The organism is Pseudomonas persica, from assembly GCF_900291015.1.
GTDB lineage: Bacteria > Pseudomonadota > Gammaproteobacteria > Pseudomonadales > Pseudomonadaceae > Aquipseudomonas.
Map to the genome: position 1 here is coordinate 126,543 of NZ_OLKL01000008.1, position 19,853 is coordinate 146,395.

The 19,853-nt window shown below is 64.9% G+C and carries 13 protein-coding genes; 8 read left to right on the top strand and 5 right to left on the bottom strand.

The window, feature by feature from the left end; genetic code table 11:
- Nucleotides 1-206: 206 nt before the first annotated feature.
- On the bottom strand, nucleotides 207-1,565 hold the full coding sequence (locus FQ664_RS03335; RefSeq protein WP_144170392.1) for a diguanylate cyclase: 1,359 nt from the start codon (nucleotides 1,563-1,565) through the stop codon (nucleotides 207-209).
- A 248-nt stretch (nucleotides 1,566-1,813) separates the two neighbouring features.
- Between FQ664_RS03335 and FQ664_RS03340 the strand changes: the two genes are divergently transcribed.
- From FQ664_RS03340 to FQ664_RS03360, 5 genes are all read left to right on the top strand, one after another.
- Nucleotides 1,814-2,881: a DUF2333 family protein gene (locus FQ664_RS03340; RefSeq protein WP_046615996.1), complete on the top strand. Its 1,068-nt coding sequence runs from the start codon at nucleotides 1,814-1,816 to the stop codon at nucleotides 2,879-2,881.
- A 2-nt stretch (nucleotides 2,882-2,883) separates the two neighbouring features.
- Nucleotides 2,884-3,420: an NUDIX hydrolase gene (locus FQ664_RS03345; protein ID WP_144170393.1), complete on the top strand. Its 537-nt coding sequence runs from the start codon at nucleotides 2,884-2,886 to the stop codon at nucleotides 3,418-3,420.
- Nucleotides 3,421-3,708: 288 nt separating this feature from the next.
- Nucleotides 3,709-4,080, top strand: a complete 372-nt coding sequence (locus FQ664_RS03350) for a translation initiation factor Sui1 (protein WP_144170394.1) — start codon at nucleotides 3,709-3,711, stop codon at nucleotides 4,078-4,080.
- A 151-nt stretch (nucleotides 4,081-4,231) separates the two neighbouring features.
- Nucleotides 4,232-6,145, top strand: coding sequence for an arginine decarboxylase (gene speA / locus FQ664_RS03355; RefSeq protein ID WP_144170395.1), 1,914 nt, complete (start codon nucleotides 4,232-4,234; stop codon nucleotides 6,143-6,145).
- A 168-nt stretch (nucleotides 6,146-6,313) separates the two neighbouring features.
- Nucleotides 6,314-6,769: an REP-associated tyrosine transposase gene (locus FQ664_RS03360; protein ID WP_144170396.1), complete on the top strand. Its 456-nt coding sequence runs from the start codon at nucleotides 6,314-6,316 to the stop codon at nucleotides 6,767-6,769.
- Nucleotides 6,770-6,891: 122 nt separating this feature from the next.
- Here FQ664_RS03360 and FQ664_RS03365 read toward each other — a convergent pair whose 3' ends face one another.
- The gene (locus tag FQ664_RS03365; protein ID WP_144170397.1) at nucleotides 6,892-8,229 is read right to left on the bottom strand and encodes an MATE family efflux transporter; all 1,338 of its coding nucleotides are present in this window, start codon (nucleotides 8,227-8,229) and stop codon (nucleotides 6,892-6,894) included.
- Between the two features lie 288 nt (nucleotides 8,230-8,517).
- Here FQ664_RS03365 and FQ664_RS03370 point away from each other — a divergent pair, with 288 nt between their 5' ends.
- A complete protein-coding gene (locus FQ664_RS03370) occupies nucleotides 8,518-13,419 on the top strand; it encodes an alpha-2-macroglobulin family protein (RefSeq protein WP_144170398.1) in 4,902 nt (1,633 codons plus the stop codon).
- Nucleotides 13,420-13,580: 161 nt separating this feature from the next.
- Here the strand turns inward: FQ664_RS03370 and FQ664_RS03375 are convergent, their stop codons facing one another.
- Complete coding sequence (locus tag FQ664_RS03375; protein WP_025337571.1) at nucleotides 13,581-13,874, bottom strand: hypothetical protein; 294 nt, start codon at nucleotides 13,872-13,874, stop codon at nucleotides 13,581-13,583.
- Nucleotides 13,875-13,951: 77 nt separating this feature from the next.
- On the opposite strand from FQ664_RS03375, the gene pbpC reads away from it, so the two are divergent.
- Nucleotides 13,952-16,306: a peptidoglycan glycosyltransferase PbpC gene (gene pbpC, locus FQ664_RS03380; RefSeq protein WP_144170399.1), complete on the top strand. Its 2,355-nt coding sequence runs from the start codon at nucleotides 13,952-13,954 to the stop codon at nucleotides 16,304-16,306.
- A gap of 407 nt (nucleotides 16,307-16,713) precedes the next feature.
- A complete protein-coding gene (locus tag FQ664_RS03390) occupies nucleotides 16,714-18,378 on the top strand; it encodes a ShlB/FhaC/HecB family hemolysin secretion/activation protein (RefSeq protein ID WP_144170401.1) in 1,665 nt (554 codons plus the stop codon).
- A 16-nt stretch (nucleotides 18,379-18,394) separates the two neighbouring features.
- On the opposite strand, the gene FQ664_RS03395 is transcribed toward FQ664_RS03390, so the two are convergent.
- Both FQ664_RS03395 and FQ664_RS03400 read right to left on the bottom strand, forming a co-directional pair.
- On the bottom strand, nucleotides 18,395-19,168 hold the full coding sequence (locus FQ664_RS03395) for a response regulator transcription factor (protein ID WP_144170402.1): 774 nt from the start codon (nucleotides 19,166-19,168) through the stop codon (nucleotides 18,395-18,397).
- A gap of 118 nt (nucleotides 19,169-19,286) precedes the next feature.
- Nucleotides 19,287-19,757 carry an A24 family peptidase gene (locus FQ664_RS03400; RefSeq protein ID WP_144170403.1) on the bottom strand — a complete coding sequence of 157 codons (471 nt, stop codon included), beginning with the start codon at nucleotides 19,755-19,757 and terminating at the stop codon, nucleotides 19,287-19,289.
- Nucleotides 19,758-19,853: the final 96 nt, after the last annotated feature.

A 19,853-nucleotide genomic window follows, 5' to 3' on the forward strand; every position in this document is an offset into this window, starting at 1 on the left:
GGCTGAAGTTATTGCGATTTTGTGACGGGGTGATGACGACCGGGGGTTGGCGTCATAAAAAAGTGGCACAGTGCCTCTATTTGGAGATGTGCCGGCCTCTTCGCGGCTAAAGCCGCTCCCACAGGGACGGCACAATCCTGCAGTCCGGTGGAGTACCTGTGGGAGCGGCTTTAGCCGCGAAGAGGCCGGCACAGGCAAAACCTGACTCAGGGCTCCACACGCACCACGCAATTACGCCCGGCATGCTTGGCCCGGTACAGCGCCTCGTCCGCCGCACTGGCCATGGTCAGTGCATCCAGCCCCTCATCCAGCTGCACCACCCCGGCACTGAAGGTGCACTGCAAGTCCCGAGGCTGCGCCGGGTAGATAATCTCGGCAAAGCGCTGGCGGATGTCGTCCAGCACCTTGTGCGCCGCGTCCAGCGCGGTATTGGGCATGACAATGGCGAACTCTTCACCACCATAACGGCCAATGAAGTCGGTCTTGCGCAAGCGCTGCTTGAGAAACAGCGCCAGGCTCTTGATCACTCGGTCGCCCATGGGGTGGCCGTGGCGGTCGTTGATCTTCTTGAAGTGGTCGATGTCGAGCATGGCAAAGCTCAACGGCTGCTGTTCACGACGGGCGCGGAAGCTGCAGTCTTCCAGCAGTTGCAGGATGTGGGTGTGGTTGTACAACCCGGTCAGGCTGTCGCGCACCATGCGCGCCTTCAGGTGCCGGGCACGGGCGGCGCGGTTGCGCACGGTAGTGATCAGGTGGCGTGAGCGAAACGGTTTGGTCAGGAAGTCATCACCGCCTTCGCTCATGGCATCCAGTTGCTTGTCCAGGTCGTCCTCGGCGGACAGGTAGATGATCGGCACGCTCACATAACGGTCGCTGTGGCGGATCACCTTGGCCAGCTCCGGGCCGGTGCAGGCCGGCATGTACAGGTCGAGGATGATCAGGTCGGGCTGGAAGTCTGCCAGCTCGGCCATGGTGCGGATCGGGTCGGTCAGGCTGCGGGTGAGCATGCCGGCGCTGGCTAGCACGCGCTCGGTGTACAGGGCCTGGGTGCGCGAGTCGTCGATGATCAGCACGCGCAACGGGTCGTGCTGGGTGGCATTGGTCAGCAGTTCGACCTTTTCCAGCAGGCTGGAGGCTTCCAGGGTGCCGGTGAGAAAGTCCTGGCCGCCGGCGCGCACGGCGGCCAGGCGCGTCGGGGTGTCGGTTTCGTGGTGGCTGAAGAACAGTAGCGGTATATGTCGGGCCAGCCCCTGCTGCACCTGGGCAGCCAGCCGCAGGCCCTGGCCGGCGCCGCTGAAGTCGACATCCATGATAATCGCCGAAGGCGGGTATTCGTCGATCGAGGCGTGAAACGCCGCGGCGTTGGCCAGCGCCTGCACCTCCAGGCCAAAGAACTCCAGTTGCTGGGCCAGGCGCTGGGCACGCTCGTGGTCCTGCAGCAGGATGTACACCGGCTTGCGCAGGGGCGGCAGCAGCACCTGGTCGAGCGGATCGTCCTTGCGCAGGCCGCTACGCGTCAGCTGTTGGACGGGGCACTGCGGGCTCGGCTCGACTGCTTGGCTCATGTCCTGGCTACTTGTAGGTTGGGATGTGCAGGGGCAATGATGGCTCTATGCTAGCAGCTCTTTTCACCTGCGTGAGTGCCGTGCATCAACAAAGCGGCTGGAACGAATATTCAGTTGCCGACCGATTGGTCGCTTATGCGTAAGGCGGTGTCTGCTTTATAGTGCTGTCACGTGGGCTTGCCGTGGCACCCTGGCGCAGGCCTGTGGTCCAAGCCCCTGAACCGTCGTGACTGATTAAGGACAAAGCCATGCTGGACTGGAAAAACCGCGAGGCCAAAGCCGAGCCCCGCGAGCGTGTCGACGGCCGTGGCGCGGCCGCCCGTAGCTACCTTGGCGGCCTCTGGAGCCGTGCCCTGGGGACCCTGATCGGGTTGTACCTGCTGGTGTGTATCGGCCTGGGCTGGTACTGGAGCCAGGAGCCGGAGCTGTTCCCGGTGCAGCAGAACGCCCAGGCCGCCGCCGAGCGCACAGGCCAGCAGATGGTGGTGGGCTACACCACCATCGAAACCCTCAAGACTGTGGCTGGTACCTTGCTGAACAAGCCGGGTGGCTACATTTCCAACGACCGTTTCCCGCCAGGGCTGTGGATGGACAACATGCCGAGCTGGGAATATGGCGTGCTGGTTCAGGTGCGCGACCTGTCCCGTGCCCTGCGCAAGGACTTCGCCCGTTCGCAGTCGCAGTCTACCGAAGACGCCGACCTGGCCAAGGCCGAGCCGCGCTTCAACTTCGACAACAAGAGCTGGATCCTGCCATCGAGCGAGTCGGAGTTCGAAGAGGGCATCAAGTCGCTGACCCGCTACCAGACCCGTCTGGCTGCCGGCGACAAGGGCGCGATCTTCTACACCCGTGCCGACAACCTGAACAACTGGCTGGGTGACGTGGCCACCCGCCTGGGCTCGCTGTCGCAGCGCCTGTCGGCCAGCGTTGGCCGGGTCAAGCTCAACACTACGCTGAAGACCGAGTCGGTGGTCGCCGGCCAGGCGCCGCAGGTGGATGAGGAGCTGGTGGAAACCCCATGGCTGCAGATTGACAACGTGTTCTACGAAGCCCGTGGTCAGGCCTGGGCACTGTCGCACCTGCTGCGCGCCATCGAGGTGGACTTTGCCGATGTGTTGGCGAAGAAGAACGCCACGGTCAGCGTGCGCCAGATCATCCGTGAGCTGGAAGCCTCGCAAGAAGCCCTGTGGAGCCCGATGGTGCTCAACGGCAGTGGCTTTGGCATGTGGGCCAACCACTCGCTGGTCATGGCCAACTACATTTCCCGGGCCAACGCCGCAGTAATCGACCTGCGCCAGTTGCTGTCGCAAGGTTGATGATGGCTATCAGCCCAAACGAGGCCGCCCACCGGGCGGCTTCCGACCGCGAGCTGGTCACCTGGGTGGACGAAGCCGACCAGGTGCTGGGGGCCTTGCCCCGCGCCGAACTGCGCGAGCGCGGCCTGATCGGGCGTTGCACGTTCATTTTGCTGTTCAACAGTGCCGGTGAGCTGTGCGTGCACCGGCGTACCCTGAGCAAGGCGCTGTATCCGGGGTACTGGGATGTGGCGGCGGGTGGCATGGTGGCGGCCGGGGAGGCGTATGCCGACTCGGCAGCGCGTGAGCTGGCCGAGGAGCTGGGGATCGATGACGTCGAGTTGCGCTTTCACGAGCGGTTCTACTTTGACCAGCCCGACAACCGGTTGTGGTGTGCGGTGTATTCGGCGGTTTCCGATGCGCCGTTGCAGTTACAGCCGGAGGAGGTGATCGAGGCGCGCTTCATTGGCCTGGAGCAGGCTGAGCAAGAAAGCCTGACGAAGCCGTATTGCCCGGACTCGTTGGCGGCGTTGCAGCGCTATAAAGCCAGCCTCAAATAGATGCGTGGGCCATGCCGGCCCCTTCGCGGGTAAACCCGCTCCCACAGGGATTTCACTGGCCGTGAAACCTGCGCAGTACCTGTGGGAGCGGGTTTACCCGCGAAGGGGTCGCAAAACTTTCGCAAAATGCCGCAATCCAGTACTTAGCAACAGCCGGATTTATCGTTAAACTGCGCGCCCTTTTCGGGCTGCCGCAGGTCTTGCGGCAGTAGCGCCGCCCCTGCCAGAGTGGGGCTTCGCGGTCGGCTCCCGCCGACCAGTTTTTGTCCTCAGCACAGAGGAACAAAAGTGGCCAAGAAAGCTTCTTCCTTCGCCGCCCTTGGCGGTCTCGTTTACTCCACCGACACTGGTCGGCACTGCCCCGACTGTGGCCAGCCGGTGGATGCCTGTACCTGCAAGCAGCAAACCATTCCCGAAGGCGATGGCATTGCCCGTGTGCGCCGCGAAAGCAAGGGGCGCGGTGGCAAGACCGTGACCACCGTCACTGGCGTGCCGCTGCCGCTCGACCAGCTCAAGGCGCTGGCCACTACCCTCAAGCGCCGCTGCGGTACTGGTGGCGCCCTGAAGGATGGGGTCATCGAAATCCAGGGCGACCATGTCGAACTGCTGATCGGTGAGCTGACCAGGCAGGGCTTCAAGGCGAAAAAATCCGGCGGCTGATGCGGGCACGCGATTTTTTGCCCAGTGCTTTCTAAACTCGTTGCCGTGACCAGGGTCTACTCCAGGCACGGACGAATCGTCATCTTTGGCTTTTACACTGCGCCCGCCTCCTTGCGGGGCAGTGTCTTCGACTTATCTATAGGGGACTTGAATGTCCGTACGACGCACACGCAAAGACGATGGTAGCCAATGGACCGTGGCCGACAGCCGCAGTGTTTATGGTATCCGCCATTGGGGCGCTGGTTATTTCGCCATCAATGAAGCCGGGCGCGTCGAAGTGCGCCCCAACGGCCCGAAAAGCGCACCGATCGACCTGTTCGAACAGGTCGACGAACTGCGCCAGAGCGGCCTGTCGCTGCCATTGCTGGTGCGCTTCCCCGACATTCTGCAGGACCGCGTGCGTCAACTGACTGGCGCCTTCGACGCCAACATCGCGCGCCTGGAATACCAGAGCAAGTACACCGCGCTGTACCCGATCAAGGTCAACCAGCAGGAAGCGGTGGTGGAAAACATCATCGCCACGCAGAACGTCTCCATTGGCCTGGAAGCCGGTTCCAAGCCTGAGCTGCTGGCAGTGCTGGCGCTGGCGCCGAAAGGCGGCACCATCGTCTGCAACGGCTACAAGGACCGTGAGTTCATCCGCCTGGCACTGATGGGCCAGAAGCTCGGCCACAACGTGTTCATCGTCATCGAGAAAGAGTCGGAAGTGGCCCTGGTGATCGACGAAGCCGCCGAGCTCAAGGTCAAGCCGCAGGTCGGCCTGCGCGTGCGCCTGTCGTCGCTGGCCTCGAGCAAGTGGGCCGACACCGGTGGCGAGAAGTCCAAGTTCGGCTTGTCCGCCGCCCAGCTGATCTCGGTGGTGCAACGCTTCCGCGATGCCGGCCTGGACCAGGGCATTCGCCTGCTGCACTTCCACATGGGCTCGCAGATTGCCAACCTGGCCGACTACCAGCACGGCTTCAAGGAAGCCATCCGTTACTACGGTGAGCTGCGTGCGCTGGGCCTGCCGGTCGACCACATCGACGTTGGCGGTGGCCTGGGCGTGGACTACGACGGTACCCACTCGCGCAATGCCAGCTCGATCAACTACGACATGGACGACTACGCCGGCGTGGTGGTGGGCATGCTCAAGGAATTCTGCGACGCGCAGGGCCTGCCGCACCCGCACATCTTCTCCGAGAGCGGCCGTTCGCTGACCGCGCACCACGCCATGCTGGTGATCCAGGTGACCGACGTCGAGAAGCACAACGACGAGGTGCCGACCATCGAGAACAAGGAAGCCCTGCCCGAGACCGTGCAGTGGCTGGTCGACCTGCTCGGCCCGACCGACATCGAGATGGTCACCGAGACCTACTGGCGCGCTACCCACTACCTGGGTGACGTGGCTGCGCAGTATGCCGATGGCAAGATCAGCCTGGCCGAGAAGGCCCTGGCCGAACAGTGCTACTTCGCCGTATGCCGCCGCCTGCACAACTCGCTGAAAGCCCGCCAGCGTTCGCACCGTCAGGTGCTGGACGAGCTGAACGACAAGCTGGCCGACAAGTACATCTGCAACTTCTCGGTGTTCCAGAGCCTGCCGGATACCTGGGCCATCGGCCAGGTACTGCCGATCATTCCGCTGCACCGCCTGGACGAAGAGCCGATGCGTCGTGCCGTGCTGCAGGACCTGACCTGCGACTCCGACGGCAAGATCAACCAGTACGTCGACGAGCAGAGCATCGAGACCAGCATGCCAGTGCATGCGGTGAAGGAAGGCGAGGACTACCTGCTGGGCGTGTTCCTGGTCGGTGCCTACCAGGAGATCCTCGGTGACATGCACAACCTGTTCGGTGACACCGACTCGGTGAACATCTACCAGAACGCCGACGGTAGCGTGTATCACGCCGGGATCGAAACCCACGACACCATCGAGGACATGCTGCGCTACGTGCACCTGTCGCCGGAGGAGTTGATGACCCACTACCGTGACAAGGTGGCCAGCGCCAAGATCACTGCGCGTGAACGCACCCAGTACCTGGATGCCTTGCGCCTTGGGTTGACCCGGTCTTCGTACCTGTCGTCGTAACCCCCGGGCCGCTCCCGCAAAAGCTGCATGGCTTGTTTTTTGTGGGAGCGGCCTTGCGTCGCGATATGAGGGCGAAACCCTCACTGGCGTCACACCCGGTAAAAATCCTGTCCGTGCCCGTCACACCAGCGCCGCTACCTTTGAATGCAATGTTCAAAGGAGGACGACATGGAAGGTCCGCGCTCCCATCGTTTACGCAACGGTCGGGTGTCCGAGCCCGGGCGCCTTTACCTGCTCACCACGACCACTCGCAACCGAATACCGTTGTTCAAAGACTTCTTGTTCGCCAGAACAGTTATCCGGCAATTGCGGCTCAGCGAAGAGCGCAAGGCTTGTCGATCTCTGGCGTGGGTCTTGATGCCGGATCATCTTCACTGGCTTGTTGAGCTTGGGCCGTCGAGCCTGGGTAGGCTGATGTGCGAGTTCAAGTCCAGAAGCAGTTGTGCGCTGTACAAGGTCGGGGCTGACAGGCGGCATGTCTGGCAGACCAGCTTTCATGACCGGGCTTTGCGCCGCGAGGAGGATGTGAGGACAGTTGCGCGCTACATCATCGCCAATCCCATTCGGGCTGGTCTGGTGTGTCGGGCTGGTGATTATCCACATTGGGATTGTGTGTGGCTGTGAGTCAGCAGGTGAGGGCTTCGCCCTCATTTCGCGACACAAGGCCGCTCCCACATTGATCGGCGTACGCAGGTCTTTTGTGGGAGCGGCCTTGCGTCGCGATGGGCCGCAAAGCGGCCCCGGCGTCACTGAGCCCAAAGCCCTTTTTCCTGCAACCGCCACCCCACCCACCCCAACGTCACCGCCCGCAACGCCATGAAGCCGAGGAAGGCCAACCACAATCCATGGTTGCCAAGCCCTCCCATGAGCACTCCCAAGGGCAGCGCAATCACCACCGACACCAGCATCGCATTACGCATCTCGCGCGCGCGGGTCGCGCCTATGAACAACCCGTCCAGCAAATAACTCCACACCGCAATCAACGGCAGCAATGCCAGGTACGGCAGGTACGGATAAGCCGCTGCCCGCACACTCTCGATGTCTGTCTGCACGTCGATGAACAGGTGCCCACCCAGCAGAAACAGCCCGGCAAACCCTAGGCTGGTGATCAACGACCAGCCGCAGGCCACCACCAATGACCGGCGCAGGTGGTCGCGATCGCGTGCACCGATGGCATGCCCACAGAGTGCTTCCACGGCATGTGCCAGGCCATCCAGGGCATAGGCTGTGAGTAGCAGCCCGTTGAGCAGCAACGCGTTGGCCGCCACTGTAGCTTCGCCCAGGCGTGCGCCCTGCACGGTGATCAGCAGGAACACCAGTTGCAGGGCCAGACTGCGCAGGAAGATGTCGCGGTTCACCGCCAGCAGTGGCCGCCAGGCCTGCCAGCGCCTTAGCGCCGCCCACACGATCTGCCCCGGATAGGCGCGCAAGGCCGGGCGGGTCAGGGCTAGGCCGAGCAGGGCAGCGCTCCATTCGGCAATCACCGAGGCCCGCGCCGAACCCAGCACACCCCAGTTCAGGCCCAGCACGAACCACAGGTTCAAGGCGATGTTCAGCAGGTTGGTGGTCAGCAGGATGGCCAGCGGTGCCCTGGCGTTCTGGGTGCCGAGGAACCAGCCGACCAGGGCGTAGCTGGCCAGTGCCGCAGGCAGGCCGAGCAGGCGGGTGTGAAAGAAGTCTTCAGTGGCCTGCTGCAGGGCCGCACTGGGCTGCATGGCATGCAGCGCCAGCTGGCTGAAGGGCAGGGCCAGCAGGCCGATCAGCAGGGCGAAACCGACCGCCAGCAGCAGCCCTTGCACCAGCACCTGGCGCAACGCCGCACCGTCGCCACGGCCGGCGGCCTGGGCGGCGAAGCCGGTGGAACCCATGCGCAGGAAACCCATCAGGCCGACCATGAAGGTGAACAGCGTGGCGCCCACGGCCACGGCACCCAGTTGGTGGGCATGGGGGAGGTGGCCGATGACGGTGCTGTCGACCAGGGCCACCAGCGGCACGGAGATGTTGGACAGGATCATCGGCGCGGCCAGGGCCCAGACCTTGTGGTGGGTGGGGCGGTGACGCCAGTCGGTGGTCAGTGAGGTCATCGGGTGTCCCAGGGGAGTCTTGGGGCTGCTGCGCAGCCCTTTCGCGACGCAAGGCCGCTCCCACAGGGATCGTGTAAACCGGAAGCCTGTGCAGTACTTGTGGGAGCGGCCTTGCGTCGCGAAAGGGGCGCAAAGCGCCCCCGCTTTTCTAAATAGCCAGCAGTGTACCGGCCAGGCAGCCAATTCGCGCGACCATGGTCACACCTGGCGCGCAACGCCGGGTACTGCACCCGTCATTGCGCTATAGTTGCTGCCCTCACGTACACGCTGCCAAAGAGTTCCTACTCCATGTTCAACAAAGGATTGTTGCTGGCCTGCGCGCTGGCTCTGCTCAGTGCCTGTGACTCTTCGACGCCGGACAGACCGGCGCCAGCCGAAAAGCCGGTGGCCACTGCGCCCGCCGCCACCCCGGCACCCCAGCGCGAAGACCCGGCCGTACTCGCCAAGCGCTACGAGGGCCGCGAGCTCACGGTGCTGGATGTTTCCGAAGTGCAGCTCGATGGCGCCGCGACGCTGTCGATCAGCTTCTCCGCACCGCTGGATGCCAGGCAGGACCTCGCCACCAAGGTACACCTGGTCGACACCGTCAAAGGCAAGCTCGACGGCGCCTGGGAACTCTCCGACAACCAGATGGAGCTGCGCCTGCGTCACCTGGAACCGCAGCGCAAGTTGGTGCTGACCGTCGACAAAGGCCTGCTGGCCGTCAACGGCAAGCGATTGGAAGAGGAGTCGATCACCCGCCTGGAAACCCGCGACATGCAGCCGACCATCGGCTTCGCCAGCCGTGGTTCGCTGCTGCCCACGCGCCTGGCCGAGGGCCTGCCGGTGATTGCCCTCAACGTCGACAAGGTCGATGTCGAGTTCTTCCGCGTGAAGCCGGACATGCTCTCGACCTTCCTGGTCAACTGGGGGCGCAACAGCAGCCTGTACTACTACCAGTCCAAGGAAACCCTGGACATGGCCGAGCTGGTCTACAGCGGCCGCTTCGACCTCAACCCTGCGCGCAATACCCGCGAAACCGTGCTGCTGCCGATCGCCGGCATCAAGCCGCTGCAGGAGCCGGGCGTGTACCTGGCGGTGATGCGTGCCTCGGGCACCTACGACTACTCGCAACCAGCGACCCTGTTCACTCTCAGCGACATCGGTGTGTCCGCGCATCGCTACCGCGACCGCCTCGATGTGTTCGCCCAGGCCCTGGAAGGCGGCAAGGCGATGAACGGCGTTAACCTGGAAATCCATGACGACAAGGGCAAGCTGCTGGCCCAGGCCAGCACCGATGGCGATGGCCACGCCCAGCTGCCGATCACGCCCAAGGCCGATACCCTGATCGCCACCCAGGGCGTGCACACCACCCTGCTGCGCCTGGGCAGCGCGGCGCTGGACCTGGCCGAGTTCGACATTACCGGCCCTCAGGCCAACCCGCTGCAGTTCTTCATCTTCGGCCCGCGTGACCTGTATCGCCCAGGCGAAACGGTGTTGCTCAACGGCCTGTTGCGCGACCAGGACGGCAAGCCGGTCAAGGCCCAGCCGGTGAGCGTGGAAGTGCGTCGCCCGGATGAGCAGGTCAGCCGCAAGTTCGTTTGGGAAGCCGACGGCAATGGCCTGTACCAGTACCAGTTGCAGCTGGCCAGCGAGGCCCCGACCGGACGCTGGCAACTGCTGCTCGACCTCGGCGGCGGGCGCAAGCAGGTGTATGAGTTCCTCGTCGAAGACTTCCTGCCCGAGCGCCTGGCGCTGGAACTCAAGGGCAGCAGCACACCGTTGTCGCCGGATCAGGATGCGCGCATCCAGGTCAATGGCCGTTACCTCTACGGCGCCCCGGCTGCCGGCAACCGCTTGAGCGGCCAGGCCTATGTTCGCCCGCTGCGTGAGGCGGTACCGGCGCTGCCTGGCTACCAGTTCGGCTCGGTCACCGAAACCGAGCTGAACCAGGACCTGGAGCTGGACGAAGTCACCCTCGACCAGGCCGGCAAGGCCGTGGTCGATATCGAAAGCCGCTGGGCCGAAGCCCGCTCGCCGCTGCAACTGACCGTGCAGGCCAGCCTGCAGGAGTCCGGTGGCCGACCGATCACCCGGCGCCTGGAACAACCCATCTGGCCGGCCGAGCGCCTGCCAGGCCTGCGTGGCCTGTTTGACGGTGAGGAAACCGACAGTGACGGGCCGGTGGAGTTCGAGTTCCTGGTGGCCGACCGCGATGGCCACAAGCTGGCGGCCAACGATCTCAAGGTGCGCCTGGTTCGCGAGCGCCGCGACTACTACTGGAACTACTCGCAGAGCGATGGCTGGAGCTACGCCTACAACGAGAAATTCCTCACCCAGAGCGAGGAGACCGTCAGCGTCAAGGCCGGCTCCACCGCCAAGCTGAGCTTCCAGGTGGAGTGGGGCCCGTACCGCGTCGAGGTGGAAGACCCGCAGACCGGCCTGGTGTCCAGCGCGCGCTTCTGGGCCGGCTACCGCGCCCAGGACAACGCCGAAGGCGGTGCGGTGCGGCCGGACCAGGTCAAGCTGGCGCTGGACAAGCCATCCTATGCCGACGGCGCTACCGCCAAGGTCACCGTCACCCCGCCTGCAGCCGGCAGCGGCTACCTGATGGTCGAGTCCAGCGATGGCCCGCTGTGGTGGCAGGAGATCGACGTGCCCGCCGAGGGCAAGACGTTCGACGTGCAGCTGGACAAGCAGTGGGCACGCCACGATCTGTACATCAGCGCGCTGGTGATCCGCCCGGGTGAGCGCAAGGCCAACGCCACGCCGAAACGCGCGGTGGGCGTGCTGCACCTGCCGCTGGACCGCGCCGAGCGCAAGCTGGCGGTGAGCCTGCAGGCGCCGGAGAAAATGCGCCCGAAACAACCGCTGACCGTGAAGGTCAAGGCCGCCAATGCCGATGGCAGTGTGCCCAAACAGGTGCATGTGCTGTTGTCGGCGGTGGACGTGGGCATCCTCAACATCACCGACTTCAAGACCCCTGACCCGTTCGCCAGCCTGTTCGGGCGCAAGGCCTACGGTGCTGACCAGCTGGATATCTACGGCCAGTTGATCGAAGCCGGGCAGGGCCGCCTGGCCAGCCTGGCGTTCGGCGGTGACGCGGCGATGGCCAAGGGCGGCAAGCGCCCCAACACCACGGTGACCATCGTTGCCCGGCAGAGCCTGCCGGTGACCCTGGACGACAAGGGCGAGGGCCAGGTCACGGTCGATATCCCCGACTTCAACGGCGAACTGCGGCTGATGGCCCAGGCCTGGACCGAGGAGCACTTCGGCATGGCCGAAGGCAAGACCGTGGTCGCCGCGCCGCTGATTGCCGAACTCTCGGCGCCGCGCTTCCTGGCCGGTGGCGACCGCACCAGCCTGGCGCTGGACCTGGCCAACCTGTCGGGCCGTGCCCAGCAGCTGAACGTTGCAATCAGCACTGAAGGGCAGCTGAGCCTGGCGGCCAACGCCGTGCAGAACGTTGCCCTGGCTGAAGGCCAGCGCTCGACGCTGATGATCCCGGTACAGGCCCAGGGTGGCCTGGGGCAGGGCACGGTGCAGGTGCGGGTAACTGGCATGCAGTTGCCGAACGAGCCGACCAGCGCGTTCGAGCGTGAGTGGACGCTGGGTGTGCGCCCGGCCTACCCGGCGATGCTCAAGCACTACCGCGTGGCCTTGAAGGACCAGCCATGGACCCTGCCTGAAGCAGACCTGGCCGCCTTCGAACCCGCCGGGCTGGAAGCCAGCCTGGCCTTGTCGAGCCGGCCGCCGCTGAACCTGGCCGAGCAGATCCGAGCCCTCGAAGCCTACCCCTACGGTTGCCTGGAGCAGACCACCAGCGGTCTCTACCCGTCGCTGTACGCCGATGCCGACAGCCTCAAGCGCCTGGGTATCAAGGGCGAGCCAGCCGATGTGCGCAAGCGCAAGATCGAGATGGGGATCGAGCACCTGCTGGGCATGCAGCGCTACAACGGCAGCTTCGGCCTGTGGAACTCGGACAGCGAAGAAGAGTACTGGCTGACCGCCTATGTCACCGACTTCCTGCTGCGTGCCCGTGACCAGGGCTATGGCGTGCCGGCCGAAGCGCTGAAGAAGGCCAGCGAGCGCCTGCTGCGCTACCTGCAGGAGCGCAACCTGATCGAAGTCGATTACAGCGAGAACGCCGAACACACCCGCTTCGCCGTACAGGCCTATGCGGCATTGGTGCTGTCGCGCAGCCAGCAGGCGCCGCTGGGAGCCCTGCGTAGCCTGTTCGAACGCCGCGCCGACGCTCGCTCTGGCCTGCCGCTGGTGCAACTGGCGGTGGCGCTGGACAAGATGGGCGACAAGCCGCGTGCCGAGCAGGCCCTGCAGGCGGGCCTGGGCATCAGCCGCGGTAGAGGCTGGATGGCCGACTATGGTAGCGCCCTGCGCGACCAGGCACTGATCCTGGCGCTGCTGCAGGAAAGCAGCCTGGCCAGCGGCCAGGTCGACCAGCGTCTGTTCGCCCTGTCGGATGAGCTGGCGGCCAACCGCTGGCTGTCGACCCAGGAGCGCAATGCGCTGTTCCTGGCCGGCCGTGGCCTGCTGGGCAAGCCGGAAGGCCAGTGGCAGGCGCGCCTGGACAGCGCAGGCGAAGTGCGCGAATTCAACAATGCCGAGTCCGGCATGAAGCTCGAAGGCCCGTTGCTGGCCTCGCCGCTGAGTGTGCATAACCAGGGCAGCGAGACGCTGTACCAGCAACTGACCCTGTCGGGTTACCCACGTCAGGCGCCTGCGGCCGGTGGCAATGGCATGCAGATCCGCCGTGAGTACCTGGGCATGAATGGCCAGCCGTTGGACCTGCACAACCTGCGCAGTGGCGACCTGGTGCTGGTGCACCTGGCGCTCAAGGCTGAAGACCGGGTGCCGGATGCGCTGGTGGTGGACTTGCTACCGGCCGGCCTGGAGCTGGAAAACCAGAACCTGGCGCAGAGTGCCGCCAGCCTGGACAACGCCAGCAGTGCGGTGAAGGAATGGCGCGAGTCGATGCAGAATGCCAGCGTGGTGCACCAGGAGTACCGCGATGACCGTTACGTCGCCGCACTCAAGCTGGACAGCTACGGCACCACCCACCTGCTGTACCTGGCGCGGGCGGTGACCCCGGGCACTTACCGCGTGCCGCCGCCGCAGGTCGAATCGATGTACCGACCGAACCTGCAGGCCGTGGGGGATGGGCAAGGGGAGATGACCGTAAAAGCCCGTTAAGCACCTGTCTTGCGCGGACTATGTGGGAGCGGCCTTGTGTCGCAAAAGGGCCGCACAGCGGCCCCGGCATTCAAAGCGGCGGAGCTGAAATAGTGGGGCTGCTGCGCAGCCCTTTCGCGACACAAGGCCGCTCCCACAGGTCCGCGCCGGGCAGTTCAATGTCAGTGAATCACCCAGCTCATCACCCACAACCCCAGCAGCAGCCAGATGATCCCGAGGATGATCGAGGCGCGCATGAACGCGCGGATTGCCGAGTACAGCAGCACCAGGCCGATGATCAGGGCGAGGATGCTGAGCAGCGAGGTCTCCATGCCCAAGGTGCGCGCCAGGCCATCGATGAAATTGCCACCGGCACTGGCCAGCAGGTTGAACAGCCCGCTCAATGCGTCGACGATGAAGCGGATCAACGACCCCAGCGCCTGGCCCAGCCACTCGAAAAAACCTTCTACATGCATAGTTGCTTCCTGATGAACGAATCGGCGAGGTTGCCGTTCCCAAGCCTTTGGCCATCACCTGGCCGGGTCGGTTCCCGATGCCAAGCTTAACGCGGCCGCGCACTCGTGCGGGCAGGCTGTTACGCGCCACGGTGATCGGCATGCTGGTGCTGTTCGGCCTGTTGTGGCTGGCCGACCGTCTCTGGCCGCTGCCGATGCCCGGCGACGACTTGGCCCGGGTGGTGCTGGCCGAAGACGGCACGCCGTTGTGGCGCTTTGCCGATGCCGATGGTGTGTGGCGCTACCCGGTCAGCCCAGACGAGGTTTCACCGCTGTATCTGCAGGCGCTGCTGACCTACGAGGACCGCTGGTTCTACAGCCACCCCGGGGTCAATCCGCTGGCCCTGGCCCGCGCTGCCTGGCTGAACCTGCGTGGCGGGCGTGTAGTGTCGGGCGGCAGCACGCTGTCGATGCAGGTAGCGCGTCTGCTCGACCCGCATGAGCGCTCCCTGGCCGGCAAACTGCGCCAGTTGTGGCGTACGGCGCAGCTGGAATGGCATTTGTCCAAGCGCGAAATCCTGCAAATCTACCTGGACCGCGCGCCCTTCGGCGGCACCCTGCAGGGCGTTGCGGCCGCCAGCTGGGCCTACCTGGGCAAGTCGCCCATGCACCTGACCCCGGCCGAAGCGGCGCTGCTGGCTGTGCTGCCCCAGGCGCCCAGCCGCCTGCGCCCGGACCGCCACCCCGAACGTGCCCAGCGCGCCCGGGACAAAGTGTTGCAACGCCTGGCCGAATACCAGGTGTGGCCGGCACAGCAAATCCGTGAGGCAGCCGACGAGCCGCTGGTGCTGGCGCCACGTCAGGAACCGGCCCTGGCGCCGCTGCTGGCCCGGCGCCTGAACAGCACCGACAGCCCGCCGCTGATCCGCACTACGCTCGACGCCGCATTGCAGCGGCGCCTCGAAGACCTGCTGCTGGGCTGGCGCGCACGGCTGCCGGAGCGCACCTCCGCCGCCATCCTGGTGGTCGATGCGCAAACCATGGCGGTGCGTGCCTACCTGGGCTCGATCGATCTGGCCGACGAGCGCCGCTTCGGGCATGTCGATATGGTGCGTTCGTTGCGCTCGCCAGGCTCCACCCTCAAGCCGTTCCTCTACGGCATGGCGCTGGACGATGGCCTGATCCATTCCGAATCGCTGCTGCAGGATGTGCCGCGACGCTATGGCGACTACCGCCCCGGCAACTTCTCCATGGGTTTCAGCGGGCCGGTATCGGCCAGTTCGGCGCTGGCCCTGTCGCTCAACCTGCCAGCGGTGCAGCTGCTGGAGGCCTACGGCCCGAAACGCTTTGCCGCGCAACTGCGCATGGCGGGCATGCCGCTGATACTGCCGCCCCTGGCCGAGCCCAACCTGTCGTTGATCCTGGGGGGCGCGGGCAGCCGCCTGGAGGACCTGGTGGGTGGCTACGCTGCGCTGGCGCGGGGTGGCAACAGTGCGCGAGTGCGCCTGCAACCGCAGGATCCGTTGCTGGAACGGCGCCTGCTGTCACCGGGGGCGGCGTGGATCATCCGGCGCATCCTCAGCGGCCAGGCGCGCCCCGACCGCGATCCGCATGCCGAGCTGGTGCAACGCCCGCAGCTGGCCTGGAAAACCGGCACCAGCTATGGCTTTCGCGACGCCTGGTCGATCGGCGTGGGCCCGCGCTACCTGATCGGCGTATGGATCGGCCGCCCCGACGGTACGCCGGTGCCCGGGCAATTCGGGCTGGCTTCGGCAGCGCCGCTGATGCTGCAGGTGCACGACCTGCTGAGCAACCGTGACAGCCAGCGTGGCATCAGCGTGCCGGTGCAGCGGGTGCCGGCGAATGTCGGCGTGGCGGCGATCTGTTGGCCGCTGGGCCAGCCGATGAACAAACAGGACCCCAACTGCCGGCGTCAGCGTTTCGCCTGGACCCTGGACGGTACCACGCCGCCAACCCTGCAGGCCGCCGACCAGCCACTCGGCCTGGGCCTGCGCGAAAGCGTGTGGGTCAACGATCAGGGGCTGCGCGTCGATGGCCACTGCCCGGGCGCCAAGGCCCGCGACATCGCCCTCTGGCCGGCTCCGCTGGAGCCTTGGCTGCCACGCATAGAGCGGCGTGCAGCGCGCCTGCCGGCCAGCGACCCGGCCTGCCCGCCGCAGCTGCCGGCCAGTGCGCCGCCGCTGTCGATCGTGGGCGTGCGCCCGGGTGACAACCTGCGCCGCCCGGCCACCAGCAGCGAGCCGTTGCAACTGCATGTGTCAGCGCTGGGCGGCGGCGGCCGGCGCTGGTGGTTCCTCAATGGCCAGCCATTGGGCGAAACCCAGGGCCAGGACAGCCTGCTGGTGCGCTTGCCACAGGTTGGGCAGGCCGAAATCAGCGCGCTGGACGAAAGCGGCGAGACGGCGCGTGTGGCGTTCCAGGTGAGTGAGTAGCCGTTCGACGAGGGCCGAGGCAGCACCTACGCTTGCAGGTAACGGGTGTGACCGGCTGGCGCCCCTGATGCCTGTCAGTTAAGCAATGTGGGGCCGCTTTGCGGCCCTTCGCGGGCACGCCCGCTCCTACAGGCTTGGCGCTGAGTTCGGAAGGTGCGCGATCCCTGTGGGAGATGGCCCAGCCCTTTGGTCTGCGCTGTCGCATAGAGAACTGAATTCGCAAGCGGTCCGTGCATCCTGNAGCCGCGAAGAATCCAACGCGGTGCATGGCACCGGCTGCGCCGGTGTTCGCGGCTAAAGCCGCTCCCACAGGGGCCCCGCTAATTCAACGAGTTATGTGCAGTTCTATGAGAGCGGGCGTGCCCGCGCAGGGCTGCAATGCAGCCCCAGGGAACATGGAGCGCCCTATGCGTCCTCTGGCCGTGCCCCTGTTGTTGCTGCCTTGGGCGCTTGCCGCCCATGCCGAACCGTTGCCGGGTGTTCTCGACAGCCATGAATACGAACGCCGCCTGCCCGGCGCCAACCTTCCAATAGACGCCTACCGCCCGGTCAGCACTCGGCTGCAGCTGGCCGGGGCGGCTGGCGACAGGCCCGCCGGGGCACCTGCGAATACCCGGCTGGTGCTGCATAAAGTGCGCTTCGAAGGCGGCACGGTGTTCCCCTTGAGCGAGCTGCGCGAACACTACCAGCCGCTGATCGGCCGTCAGATCACGTTGGGCGAACTGCAGCAGTACACCGCGAGCCTGACCCAGCGCTATCGGCAAGAAGGCTACCTGTTGTCGTACGCCTACCTGCCGCCGCAGGAAGTGGCCGATGGCCGGGTCAATGTGGTGCTGGTCGAAGGCTATATCCGTGATTACCGCGTGGACGGCGATATCGGCCCGGCCAGCGCCTATCTGCAGCAACTGCTGGAACGGCTTGCTGCCGAACGGCCGCTGACCCGGGAAACGCTGGAGCGCTACCTGGGCCTGGCCGAGCGCCTGCCGGGGGTGACGATAGAGCCGCAGCTGGCCGTGGCGCAAACCGCTGATGGCGCCGCCCGATTGACCGTGCATGCGCGGCGTAAGCCGTTCAGCGCTGCTGTTACCATGGCCGATGGCAACCGCGACGATGCGCAGGCGCTGCTGACGGCAACCAGCCACGCTCAGACCCGCTTTGCCGAACAGATCGAGGCCAGCCTGTTGCTGCCAGCGGGGGATGACCAGGTGCATTATCAGCGCCTGGCCTACAGCCAGTACCTGGATGCGGGCGGCAGCCAGCTGCTGCTGTCGGCTTCGCGCTACCGCAGCGAACCCGACACGCGTATTCGTCTGGACGATGGCCGAGACATCACCCGCAAGCGTGACAGCGATCGCTATGCGATCGGCCTACGCCAGCCGGTGATCGTCAGGCCGGATGAATGGATGGTGGTGCAAGGGCAGATGTATTCGCTCAGTGAGCACTTCGAAGACCGGGTAGATGGAATGTCATCGGCAGGTGCCTACGACACTTACGTGCGTGCGCTGTCATTCGAGGGCGACTGGCGCAAGATCGACGAGGGCCGTTTGCGTATCGTCAGCGTCGGGGTCTATCAGGGGCTGGATTACCTGGGGGCACGCAGCGATGCCGACTACGATCTGGATTTTCTGCGGTTGCGGCTTTCGGGGTTGCAGAGTGATGCGTTGCTCGATAACTGGCAGGGGGTGATGTCCGGGGCGTTGTACTGGAGTGATGAGCGCTTGCCCGACAGCGAGCGTGCGGGCTTTGGCGGGCAGCATTTCGGCCGTGGCTACCCGCGTGACCAGGCGGACGGGGACAAGGGCTGGGGTGTGGCTTACGAGTTGAATTACAGCATGCGGGGTAACTGGCTGGCGCTGGTGCAGCCCTATGTAGTATTGGATACGGCACAGGCCTGGCATAACCGGGGGCCGGTGGAAGATGCCCACCTGGCTTCGGCAGCGCTTGGTGTGCGGTTGGGCGATGGGCGCTTGTTCAATGTGGCGCTGGAACTGGCCAAGCCTTTGGCGGATGTGGCATTGGACAGTCTGGACCGTGGGCCTCGGCTGACTTTGACTGTTGCTGTTCAGTTGTAAGGGGCGCTGTGGGCACTCAATGGGTGGTAAAGCGCTGGTGCACCGGCGACGAACTGGGCGCCAGTGCCAATGCCAGCTGGGTGCGGTTGTGCATGTGGGTCAGGCGCAGCACCTGCGACACATACAGCTTCACGGTATTTTCGGTAATGCCTAGCTCACAGGCAATCTGGTAGTTGGTCTTGCCCTTGCCCACCAGGCGCGTCACTTCCAGCTGGCGTGGCGACAGCTTCTCGAACGCCGCAGGCAGCTCGCTTTCACTTTCTTCCACATCACTGGCACGCCGGTGGGTACCCTGGCCCCGGGCTTTTTCCAGGTCCTGGTACAGCTCGTCCACAGAGTCGGCCAGCTCTTGCAAGCGCTGGCTCAACCCACCCAGGTCGCGGAAGCTACGCTGGTGCTCCAGCACGGCCTGTTCCTGGCGGCGCACGCCTTCCAGCAGCTCATCGAGGTCCATGGGCTTCTGGTAGTAATCGGCAAAGCCTTCACGCAGCGCGCGGATCACATCCTGTTTCTCCGCGCGGCCGGTCAGCATGATGGCCTCGAACATGCGCTGCCCGCCGAGCGCCTTCAAGGCGTGGACCAGCTCGATACCATCACGCCCAGGCATGTGCAGGTCACAGATTGCCAGGCCAATGGCCTCGTCTGCCAGGTAGCGCTCGATGGCTTCGTCAGTGGAATGGGCCGGCAGGCAGTGATAACCCTGGGTTTCGAGAAACTCACAGAGTTGTTCGACGATTTCTGGTTGGTCATCGACCACCAAGATCTTCACTTCACTGAACGCTCTGGACACGATCAACTCCCTGTTCGCATGCGGTCCTGCTCCCGAGCCAGGCACGCTGGCACACTAAAAATAGCCGTGGGTAGCGGGTTTGTACAAGGTACGTACAGGTATCAGACCAAGGGATTGCTCATTGGATCCATACAGCAGTCAGAAGAAAACCGGTGAGCACATAGGGGACGAACGCTTGCTTGTCGCCCATTTCCTCGGTCAGGGCCTGCAAACGCTTTTTCACCTTGGGGTTGAGCAAGGTCCACAGGCGCCGGCGGGTGAGCAGCCACAGCAGCACGCTGACACCGGCGCCGATAAAGGTGCCAAGCACGTATTGCGGGCTGGTGGCCAGGGCCAGGGCGCCCATCAGCTTGACGTCATCGGCGCCGAAACGGCCGAGCATGTAGCCGGGCAGGGTCAGCAACATGACGATGGCCAGCGCCCAGCCGGCATCGCTGGCATCGGCGCCGATCCAGCTGTGGCCGGTGGCGAACAGCCAGGCCAGGGCGCAGCCAGCCACGCCAAGGGTGAGCATGTTGGATATCTGACGTTGACGCACATCCTGTTCGGAGCACAAGGCAAGCCACAGCAGGAGAACAATGCTTTGCATTGGCAGGTCGCCCTTCCCAAATGTTGAACACATCTACCCGGTCAGTCAGGTTTGCTTAAGTGAAGATAGACGGGAACCTGCGGGGGAGTGGAGCGG